This window comes from Vibrio genomosp. F10 str. 9ZD137 (assembly GCF_049974785.1).
Taxonomy (GTDB): domain Bacteria; phylum Pseudomonadota; class Gammaproteobacteria; order Enterobacterales; family Vibrionaceae; genus Vibrio.
In genome coordinates this window covers 1-8,038 of sequence record NZ_JBNGCJ010000537.1, presented here as the reverse complement: position 1 = coordinate 8,038, position 8,038 = coordinate 1, and the positions used below count along the sequence as shown (strand labels likewise).

General features: G+C 42.3%; 7 protein-coding genes. 2 read left to right on the top strand and 5 right to left on the bottom strand.

Annotation, left to right across the window (positions count from 1 at the left end; genetic code table 11):
- From ACP45E_RS13030 to ACP45E_RS13015, 4 genes are all read right to left on the bottom strand, one after another.
- Positions 1–1,378, bottom strand: a 1,378-nt coding sequence (locus ACP45E_RS13030) for a two-component sensor histidine kinase (protein ID WP_241824309.1), incomplete at its 3' end; no start/stop codon positions are given.
- A gap of 692 nt (positions 1,379–2,070) precedes the next feature.
- A complete protein-coding gene (locus ACP45E_RS13025) occupies positions 2,071–2,346 on the bottom strand; it encodes a hypothetical protein (protein ID WP_017035253.1) in 276 nt (91 codons plus the stop codon).
- A gap of 89 nt (positions 2,347–2,435) precedes the next feature.
- Positions 2,436–3,755: a sensor histidine kinase gene (locus ACP45E_RS13020; protein ID WP_017035252.1), complete on the bottom strand. Its 1,320-nt coding sequence runs from the start codon at positions 3,753–3,755 to the stop codon at positions 2,436–2,438.
- Positions 3,756–3,790: 35 nt separating this feature from the next.
- A complete protein-coding gene (locus ACP45E_RS13015) occupies positions 3,791–4,495 on the bottom strand; it encodes a response regulator (RefSeq protein WP_017037006.1) in 705 nt (234 codons plus the stop codon).
- A gap of 227 nt (positions 4,496–4,722) precedes the next feature.
- Here ACP45E_RS13015 and ACP45E_RS13010 point away from each other — a divergent pair, with 227 nt between their 5' ends.
- The gene (locus ACP45E_RS13010) at positions 4,723–5,511 is read left to right on the top strand and encodes a phytanoyl-CoA dioxygenase family protein (protein WP_017037007.1); all 789 of its coding nucleotides are present in this window, start codon (positions 4,723–4,725) and stop codon (positions 5,509–5,511) included.
- A 187-nt stretch (positions 5,512–5,698) separates the two neighbouring features.
- Here the strand turns inward: ACP45E_RS13010 and ACP45E_RS13005 are convergent, their stop codons facing one another.
- Positions 5,699–6,433 (bottom strand): substrate-binding periplasmic protein, encoded by a 735-nt coding sequence (locus ACP45E_RS13005; protein WP_241824308.1) that lies wholly within the window; start codon positions 6,431–6,433, stop codon positions 5,699–5,701.
- A gap of 482 nt (positions 6,434–6,915) precedes the next feature.
- Between ACP45E_RS13005 and ACP45E_RS13000 the strand changes: the two genes are divergently transcribed.
- Positions 6,916–7,686 (top strand): hypothetical protein, encoded by a 771-nt coding sequence (locus ACP45E_RS13000; RefSeq protein ID WP_141707329.1) that lies wholly within the window; start codon positions 6,916–6,918, stop codon positions 7,684–7,686.
- Positions 7,687–8,038 lie beyond the last annotated feature (352 nt).

Sequence of the window (8,038 nt, the reverse complement as noted above, 5' to 3'; positions counted from 1 at the left end):
CCGCTCTTCCGATCTGAACGTGACTATTGACGGCTGTCAGCGGCTGATTAATCTCATGAGTAATACCCACGCTGAGTTGACCCAACGCTGCAAGTTTCCCCGCTTGGATCAACTCGTCTTGTGTCACTCGCAATTTGGCCTCCGCGATGGTGCGCTCTTCTACTTCGGCTTCTAACTTGCGATTGGTTTGTTTAACGGCTTTGGCGGTTGTTTGGAAAACCTTTAGGTACTTCGCCATCTGAGTGACTTCATCTTTTCCGCGTATCGACACTTCAGTATCCAGATGACCTGTCGAGATCGCGAACATGTTATCTTGCAACTGTAATAGACGTTCTAGAATACTTTTACGAACATAAAACCATGAGATAGCCGCCGCCGCGAGCACACTAAATAAAGAAAGAAATAGAGAGAGCCGTTGATTTGATTGAAGAGACAGTTGTGCCTGTTGAATAGACTGGTCAATATTGCCATTGACCTTGTTCGTATTACGTTCAATCTGGACGGTCAACTGGTTTAGGTGTTCTCGACTATTTTGAAGGAAATATTGCTCTTGATAACGATGATCTAACGCTTTGTTTTTAAGTACATACAAACGGCTAGTGCTCGAAGCCAGGTTGTAAATAATCGCTAACTGGCGATCGAGTTCTGGAAATTTACTTCTTAAATCACCACTCACCCACAGTGTCCACCACTGTTCGCCGATTTGCTCAAGACGATTGCTGGTGTAATCCAATTCATTGAAACTGGAGTCGTTATACAATTTCTCGACTAAGCCAAGTTGGTAATAAAGCAGTGATCTCAGTTGAATGTACTGGATCTTCTCTTTGCTTTTGGCTGGCAAACGGTCAAGCGAATAGCTTGCTTGCTGCAATAAAGGATAAAAGCCCTCAAGCAAACCCCATAACTCTCTGTTCAGCGCGTTTGATTCGATTTCACTCTGATAAAGCAAACTAAGACTGTTGTTAACTTGCGCGATAAGGTCTTTAAAATAGGCGTGATAGTCTGGAAAATTCAGCATAATACTATCCATCACGAGAATAGCATCTTGTATTTCTTGCATCGCATGTTTACGTTCTAAACTCGAATCTGCCTCGCTGAGCTGAGAGGAGGTGGTGATGATCACCCTCACCATATCATTCAGGCGAGACGCATGATCTAGGGCTGGAATCTCACTTTTTTTGAGTGTTATCAGCTGCTGATTCAATTCATTAAACGTCGATGATGAAAAAACAGAAAGAAAAATCGTGGTCATCGAGAGTATCGCGAACGCTAAAACGAGGCGTAACTCTATCCCTTTCCAGCGAAACCATTTCTTAGTCGGCACTGAGCGTGCAAATGCGCCGTGGATGCGTGTAGTGCATGGCTTTGTTTTATCTATGGCTTGATAAGCATCATTAATCACAGAGAATACCCTCTCAATGCTTTTATTATCGTGTATTAAGCGAACGAGTTTAAGAACAGTAATCGCGTAGTTTCATCCATTTTCTTATTTCAATACATACACTTTTGTTACATTGATCGCATTCATCACATATGAGATACAAATTACTTACAATTATCCCCTCAGGTTCAAACTTTACTTTTCCATTCAGGTTTCCGTAACAGAAACCTTCCGCCTTTCAGAGTCAATCATCATGATAACCCACATCTTTTTAGTCGATTTGTCGGTATATCCAACGAGAATCGGGGCAATCATCAACAACTCAAATCTCACCTTTTCCTGTCTCACATTTATGAATGAGCTTCAAATGGCATGCATTTACATTGATAAATGTTAATGATTGGTTAATTGCATGTATCCATCATTACTATCAGGAAATAAAAATGCTAGGTGATTATTTGAATTCAGATTTGGGGCAGAGACGAGTCGCCCATGATGGTTAGCTTGAAACGCCGCACAAGCTGGTGATAAATGTGCTACTTTGTGCAATCATCAGTCTCAGACACAAAAAAACCGATGTTAGGTTGCTAACATCGGTTGTTGAATTTTTCACAGGCAGTGAAATGATTTCGACAATGTTTTAAGCGGTTCAGCATTCATGTCTACGGGTGTAGAAACGCTTTGATGACTTACTGCTTTTTACCGCCAACTTGAACATAATCAATACCGATGATGCGATTGATGATACCCAACGCAGAATCAGTATCAGAATCAGTCGCTCGAATGGTTTCAACGGTCGCGCCTTCAGGAACTAAGTCCATTGCGCGGTCTTGAGTATTACCTGGAATCTGCAACCCTACGATATTAAAGCTTTCAGCATGTGCGGTATAAACTTCATCATTATGAGTAATCCCTGAACAACCTGCTAGTGACATAACACCTAAAATACACAATAACTTTTTCATAAAATACCTTTCAATGAATAGGGTTTAGATACCGCGCCTTGCAATATCTTTCGACCGTTAATGAGTAGTATTCCAGAGTCGTTTCGTCTTTACTGTATGGCTTTGTCAGCCGAATCCTGACAAAGAGGGAAGGTCATTGTAAACAGAGCGCCCTTGAGTGTTTTGCTTTGCCCAACCTCAATAGTGGCATCATGTTGTTCGCAGATTTTCTTGACGATAGATAGCCCTAGCCCATGGCCACTTTTGGCTTTGTTACGAGCTTTGTCACCCACGTAAAAAGGGTCGAATAGGTGAGAGTGATGCTCTACAGCAATACCATCGCCATCATCGTGAATCTTGATACGCAGTTCATGGTGATGCGCTGTCGCCTCTAATAGCACTTGAGTCCGCGCATATTTAAAAGCGTTACGTACTAGGTTGTCGAGTGCTCGGTTGAGTAACTTGGCATCGGCCTGTATTGATTTAGGTTGATCTGGCAACAATAAATGAATGTTGAGATCGGTTTCTTTGTTCCATCGGACGAGGGCTATATCTAGGAAGCTTCTTATCTCCACGGGTTCTTGAAGCACGTCTAACTGACTACTGTCTAGCTTGGCATAATATAAAAGCTCATCGACCATTTGTTCCATCTCTTCTGTATCTTCAACGATGCTATCAACGGTCATTTTTTGCTCTTTAGTGAGCGGTGTGTCTTTTAACATTTCAGCTTGCCATTGAATACGAAAAATCGGCGTACGCAATTCATGCGCGACAGCATTAGTGAGTGATCGATTACTTTCAATAAGGCGATTGATTCTGTGGGCCATGAGGTTAAACGATCGGTTGAGCGAACCAATAGCAAGGTTGCTCGAGGTTTCGGCTCGTGAAGAGAGATCCCCTTCTGCAAAGCGCAGTGTAGCGGTTTCAAGTTTTTTGACTCTTCGGAATATGATAAGAAGATGCCCTAGCCCGTAGACGAGGAAACTTAATAGGAAAAACAACCAGATGAGATTTTCTTCTAGCTCCACTTTTTGTCTAACTGGCGCGTCGTAATTGATCACGTAGTGGTAAACATTGTCACTTTCAGCCAAACGGAACCACAATTCACGCTCCTCGTCGTGAAATATTGCACTTTCAGGACGAGCGGTGAAATAGTTTGTGACCACCGCGGGGATTTCATCGTTATGTCCTAAAATGGTCAATGTCATCTTAGACGTGTCAACAAACTGTCTCATAGCCTGATGCGCAGCATCAATACCTTGATGTTTAGCAATATTTTCTATTAGCTGCTGATGAGCGACGGCTTCATAGTCTTCTAGTACATAATCATAATCTGTCGTGAGCTGAAAAACGAAGACCTCATAAGCGACAATACCTGTCATAAAGCAAACCAGTAAACCCAACAAGGATTCCAAATAAATACGTCGCATAATTACTCTCTGTCATTACGCTCATTTTGAACGTGTTAGCACCACGCGGTTGAAACAAACAGGTAACCTTTGCCGCGAATGGTCTGGATTTTTTCTGCTGGGGTTTTATCGTCGCCGAGCAATTTTCTTAATCGCACGATCTTGTTATCGATGGTTCGGTCGATACCGTCGTATTCAATGCCGCGCAGTGTTTGCGTTAGGTAATCCCGAGATAGTGGTGCATCGGGGTGGTTCGCTAACAACCACAGGAGGTCAAATTCACTATCAGTCAGTGCTAAAACGTTGCCTGCAAGCTCGCATTTTTTGTAGGTGTTTTTCAGTACAAGTTGGTCAAACTTCAGGTGTTCTGAATCGTCGACAAGCAGGCTGTTAGACTCCTGACGGCGCAATAACGAGCGTACTCTTGCCAGCAGAACTCTGGGTTTGATTGGCTTCGTGACATAGTCATCAGCTCCCGTTTCTAATCCCGCAACGTGGTCAAAATCATCATCGCTGGCGGTTAGCATTAAGATCTTACCGCTATAGAGAGCCCGCGTCTGTCGGCAGATTGTCAGCCCATCGGTTACAGGAAGCATTAAATCCAATAGCACGATATCAGGTTGTTGAGAGAGGATGGTGTGTGCAGCGTCATTGCCATTATCTAACGTGGTGACATCGAAATCTTGCGTGACAAAATAGTCTTTCAGCATTTGCTGCAGTTTCAAATCGTCTTCAATGATGATCATTTTCGCTTTCGTCATTCCATTACCAGCCTTATAACGTGTTGAACTCGTGTATGGGTTTGTGCGGGTATGAGGCCCCAAAACACTCGTTTTTCTTTAGATTACAATCAACGCTTATAGATTCAAAGATCGTTTTGTAAAATGACGAGGGCTCATTCGTTACTTGGCTGAATAACACCCGTCTGGCATCATGCGCCTAGAAAATCAGTGGCCGGTAGAAGGCATAGTGAGTATGAAGGTAGTCAGTGGTAGAAAATAGCCAACAATTGAGTAGCCGTTACGACGAACAGGGTTACTTCGTTATCAGAAATTATTTCGATGACGCTCAAATTTCATCGCTTCGACAGGTGATATTGAAATTCCATGAATTATGGAAAGCAGACAACCAGGAGTTCTATCAAGAAGAAGCGTTTAATTCGTCTTTGATTACGGGAAGCGAATATTTACCCGTCGACGATAGAGCAGCACTCTTTGATTTCATCAGCTCAAAAAAAGTCATGGATGTGGTCGATGCGGTGATACCAGACAATCCAGCGTTTATGAATACTCAACTGTTCTTCAACCCTGTCAATCCGAAGCTAAAAGACTTCTGGCATCGCGATTGTCAATATGACTATGACATTGAAGACCAAATGAACGTCATACTTGGCACACAAGTGCTCCACCTTCGCGTTCCCCTATTTGATGAGCCCGGTATGGAAATCATACCCGGAACACATAAGCGATGGGACAATGAAGAAGAATACAATGTTCGCCAAGAAGTGAATGGCAAAGTCAGCAGTGATAGTATATCCGGCGGTAAACAGATCACGTTAGCAGCGGGAGATTTATTGATGTTTTCAGCGGATATGATCCACAGAGGACGGTATGGATTGGATCGTTTGGCCTTAGACATTTTAATTTTTGATTCGGCTGCGGATTATGTCGACTATGTTGATGACGATTGTTTGCCAACACAGTCAATGCTAAATAATATGACCGACCCAAGGTTATTCATGAACACGCTGCGTCTAAAGTCGATGGTGTGTTCTTAGGAAACGGCCAAGATACCACCGGAGTTTCTTGGGATTAGGTATCATTGAATTAGATTGAATTAAATTGAATTAAATTGAATTAAATTAGCCCTAAGCCCATTCACTGCAGCAAGAAGAAAGATCCTCTCGATAGCTGCCGAATCGGTTCAAATCCAACAACCTCCCTACCATGCTTACATACCAATACCTATTGGCAGTGCCGAGCGTGGTTCTCGATAATATCTTGGTAACGTTCCGTGCGTTTAATGTCGTCGAGAGCTCGCTGCCATCGCGCCACTTCTTCATTGCTCGTGTTGGGTGACATAGCAAGATATAAATGTGAAGTAAGTAAAACGACATCGGTCGCGCGCAGCGTTGTTGCTGCTAAATTGTTTTTTGATAATAGGCAAGGTAAGGCAGCGTGACCAATAGGAAAATAGTCCCCTCGACGCTTTATGAGCATTTGAAGTGCAAACCCGCTGTTATCTGATAGAACAATGTTCTGATACCCTTCATCTCGTAAAATCTGCTCTTCTGGATACCCTTTAGAGACCACCACAACGTCGTTTTCTTTAATACTTTCCTTATCACGAGGCGGTTGTCCATTTAGCTGATAAAGGGATACTTTGTCTGAGTAGAAAGGCCCAACCCACTTAAACCATTTCTCTCTTTCTTTAGTACGTGCGACCGAAAAGAGGACATGGTTTTCTTTTGACTGAGTTAAACTCATTCCTCGGCTCCAAGGTAAGACCTCAATCTCAGAATCAATATTTAAATCCTCTAAAAGCCAATCAACGATTTCAAAAGCCATACCATCTACCTTTCCATTTTCAGTCGGATAGGCAAATGGCCGGAAGTCTTCAGTAATGATGCGATACTGGGATTGTGCAGCACAAGAAAAGAAAGTCGCAGCCCACGCTAAAAGAAGAAACGCTCGATACATACTTCAACACTACTCTGATTCACAATATTATTAATAGTAGTCAGTTTTGGTTGAGTACATAACAATTAAGAAGAAAAATTGCAATATTGGTCAGCGAAAACAAGAGCTGGCCGTTTAAGTAGCTAACGACCGAATCCCGTGGGGATCACAGTGATCACCAGAGCCTCTGTAAATCGTTTTTGGACAGGAACGACTTAGAATAATCACTTTAATTCAAGCCCTTCGGATAAGCTGGGTTTTGGCAAAAAAAGATACAAATGTGCCCAGCAAGTCGGTTGCTATTCAGCGGATAGCTTTTCTGCCTATAAGTATTCAGTGCTCAGTTTTTTCTCGAAAGCCTTTGGTTCATCTCTTACCGACAGCTAGACACCAGAAAAGAAGCACTTTCTGTCACAAAAGCCCTATGATTTTATAGAGTTAGCACCTCAGTACTGATAGCTTTTAAGTTGAAACTCACTTCATAAAGACAGGTTGATTTTTCCATGATAGAGCCACTTTCTACTACATTTTCCGTTATGGATTTCATTACTGGCATCGTTGGTCTAGCTGTTGGTTTTTTTCTAGCCTACACTAAAAAACTAGCTGACACTCGGGCACGTAAAGACTCACTGTCAACAGAACAATTAATTCAAGAAGTCATCACTAAAACGGTAGAAAAAGCAAAAATCGACGTCATTCAAGAAAACATCCAAACCGTTATAACTCAGCAACGTGCTCAAAAAATTGCAATTGATGAAATTACACATAATTTCTGGGAGAAACAGCAGTGGCATCAAAAGAAGCAAGTCAAGCTGGAGGAGATGCTAGAGGTGACTGTTGAAGTTCTTGATATTTATACTTCTAGTCTCCCTAGAACAATTGATGCCGCAATCGATACTCCGCAATCTATCCGACTACAATTGTTCAAAATGATGTCTATCCAGCAAATGTACCTTCCAGAGATCAAGGACGAGTTTAATTCTTTCTGTTCTGCATGGCGAAATATGAGTAAAGCATTGGAAAGATTCAAAAAAATAGAAAATCCTCAATTTAAGATCACCTGTACTTTTTCTGAAAATGGGGAAAAATTGGAACCAAACGACCCTAGGTATGTTGATGCAAAGGATCGACAAGAAAAAAACAAGCAACAACAATTGAATCAACATTCTTTGGACTACGAAGCTAACTTTCAAGAAGCCACAAAAGCTCTTACAGAGCTATGCGCCGCTATCTGCAATACAGCCAGTGAAATGAATCCAGAGCATGTCGTCTAGGAAGTAATCTCAATCGAAGATACTGCAACGTCATAGTGCGATTAGGATAACTTTTGGTATGGAAAATGTACAACAACAGGATGTGAATGAGTTTTTACGCTAGCGCACAATGGGGCAAAAGTAAGCTTGTTCCATTTGGTTCACGGCTGTAAACTATTCCTGAGAGCCTCGGGTATCTCTGCTTTTTCATTGAGCTGCTATTTACTGTCTGGACAGAAGTAATAGCATCAATTTGAACTTGGCGTAATTGCAAAGCAGCCCACCGAGGACATTCGATAGCCCTGTTCTCTTCCGCTCATTGAGTATTGATCACAGGTAGCGCGTAATAGAGCCACTTCTAGATCGGAAGAGC